At 38.0% G+C, this 3105-nt stretch carries 1 protein-coding gene; it reads left to right on the forward strand.

From position 1 onward, the window contains the following. Positions 1–718: 718 nt before the first annotated feature. Positions 719–3105 (forward strand): response regulator (locus tag PL8927_RS07315; RefSeq protein WP_083619103.1); only part of this gene is annotated, 2387 nt, incomplete at its 3' end.

The following is a 3105-nucleotide window of genomic DNA, read 5'->3' on the forward strand; positions in this document are numbered from 1 at the left end:
TCTGTTTCTTCTGATGCTATCCCCGTTGATGCTAGAAGCCCACACTTACTCGTAGAGAAGTGTGGGTAGTTCACGCCTAGAATTTGCCGATTAAATAAAGCAACAAGGGCACAAGAAAGCAACAAGGGCACAAGGAAACAAGGGGATAAACACAGGAGGGCAGACGGAAAATGGGAAATCATAGAAACCTGAAACTCTGAACTCTGAACTTTGCACTTCGCACTCTCTTCCAACACCCTTCTTTCAACAACTTTAGTCTTTAGAAGGAAGACAAGAATTTTACGGAGTCGCTACTTTAACTTTGATAGTTGAATCGTTAGCGAATCTCTCTCAATCGGTGAGTTTGATTAGTAGTAAGTAGGTAGGCGGGATTAAACTTTTCCATGTAACAATATGTAAAGGCGGCTTAGATCAGCCATTAGAGAGGGTTAGAACGATTTACAATCGTTTACATAGGGAGGTTTTATAGAGCCTACCTACTTAGATGGGGTGTTCAACTGAACTCATCTCTCCAGAGATAGATGACTAATGGAGGGCATTATGAGGTAATCCAAACAAGCTCAAACATGGGATTCTGATTCAATCCCAAAAATTAGCAGGCGACGGTTGATTTCAACTGGGAAGCAATCGCTTCAGCAGCCTATTATGTTAATGAAGGCTCTTGCTCAAACCAAGAAGATCAGAACCGTGCCATATCAAGGTGGAAAACCTAAACGTTATGTTGAACTATGCAAATATAACCCCGGCTATCCAAATTCTGATTGTCGATGATGTTGTGGAAAATTTAGAACTGCTACGCCATTTTCTGACGGAAGTTGGATATGAAGTAATCAGTGCTTTAGACGGAGAATCTGCATTACAGCAGGTGAATCATCATTCTCCAGAACTGATTTTACTAGATGTGATGATGCCCGGTTTGAGTGGTTATGAAATCTGCCAACAATTAAAAGCATCCCCTCAAACCCAGGAGATTCCTGTGATTTTTCTGAGTGCTTTAGCAGAAATTGACGATAAAATTAGGGGTTTTGAAGTGGGAGGAGTGGACTATATTACCAAACCCTTTGAGATCGAAGATGTGATTGTTCGCGTTAAAAATCAACTCACGATTGTTCAGCAGCAAAAACAGTTACAAGAACAAAAAGCGCTATTAGAACAGGAAATTCAAGAGCGGCGACGAGTAGAATCAGCACTTCAAGACAGTATTAAACGGGAAAAAACCAGTGCTCGTGTGATTCAACGAATGCGACAAACCTTAAATCTAAATAAAATTTTTAAAGCGACAACCGCAGAATTAAGAAAGGTATTACATTGCGATCGCGTTGTGATTTATCAGTTTAAATCCGACTGGAGTGGGGAGTTTGTGGCTGAATCTGTAGAAGCAGGTTGGATACCCCTAATCAAAGCCCAAAATCATGATCTGGCGATGGGTGAAGCTGCTATTTTAAATTGTGATTGTGTGTTGAAATCCTTAACTGAAATTCCCCAAATTGTTGTTGAAGATACTTATCTACAAGAAACCCAAGGGGGAGTTTACAGTCGAGGGGTCAGTTATCGATGTGTTGAAAATATTTATCAAGCTCAATTTAGTCTTTGTTATATTGATTTATTAGAAAGATTTCAAGCGAAATCTTATTTAACTGTTGCCATTTTTTGTGCAAATCAATTATGGGGTTTATTAGCAGCCTATCAAAATTCTAATTTTCGCAAATGGAAACAAACAGAAATCCAAATGGTGGTACAAATTGCCAGCCAATTAGGGGTTGCGGTTCATCAAGCTCAACTCTTTTCTAAGATCATACAGCAAACAGAAGAATTAAAAATCGCCAAAAAATCCGCAGAATCAGCCAATGCAGCTAAAAGTGAATTTTTAGCCAATATGAGCCATGAACTGCGGACTCCTTTGAATGCGATTTTAGGCTTTGCCCAAATTATGAGAAAAGATAGTTCTATGTCATTAGAGCAGCAAAAACATATCGAAATTATTAATCGTAGTGGAGAACATTTACTCGATTTAATTAATGATGTTTTAGAACTTTCTAAAATTGAAGCCGGAAAAACGACATTAATTGAAAGTCGGTTTGATTTGTTAATGCTGCTGCATAATATTAGAGATATGCTGCACTTGAAAGCTGAAAGTAAAAATTTATTATTTCAATTTGATGTGTCTGATACTGTTCCCCAGTATATTATTGCTGACGAAAGAAAATTACGTCAAATCTTAGCAAATTTATTGGGAAATGCAATAAAATTTACAGATAAAGGTCGAGTTGAATTAAGAGTCAATGCCAAATTCAAAACAGAACAACAAGCTGATATAGAGTCAAAAAGTTGCCCGGTAAATAGCGATGATCCTGAACTGTTTTCAGCGTTCAAATTCCCCACAATTTTGGAAGGTTTACCCCAGCCTAAAAAGATTAATATTCAATTTGAAATTGAAGATACAGGAGCCGGGATTTCTCCTGAAGAACTCTCTTTATTATTTGAAGCCTTTACCCAAACTGAGGTGGGTCGTAAATCAAGCCAGGGAACAGGCTTAGGACTACCCATTAGTCGTCATTTTGTCCAGTTAATGGGAGGGGATATTCAAGTCAAGTCTATCCCCAATTCTGGATCAATTTTTACCTTTGAGATTCAAGCTAAAATAGACACAGAAACCTCTCCATTATTCAGCAAGAAGCCACAACAAATTGCCCATCTTGTGCCGAATCAAAACCCCATTCGTATTTTAATTGTGGATGATGATTCCGATCATCGTTCATTATTAGTTAAAATGCTGAATAAAATTGGTTTTGAGGTACAAGAAGCCAGTAATGGTCAAGAGGCTTTAATCCTTTGGCAAAGTTGGCAACCCGATTTAATTTGTTTAGATATACAATTACCTATTCTTGATGGTTTTGCCACGGCTCGTCAAATTCGGAGTCAAGAACAACAACGGTCGATTCCGATTTTAGCAATTACCGCCTCCGTTTTTGAACAAGATCGCCAATCCATTTTGGTTGCTGGATGTAATGATTGGATTAGTAAACCCTTTAAAGAAGAAGTTCTGTTAGAAAAAATTCAAGAACATCTGGGAGTAGAATATGTGTATCAAGAGTCTTATTCTAA

The organism is Planktothrix serta PCC 8927, from assembly GCF_900010725.2.
Lineage (GTDB): Bacteria > Cyanobacteriota > Cyanobacteriia > Cyanobacteriales > Microcoleaceae > Planktothrix > Planktothrix serta.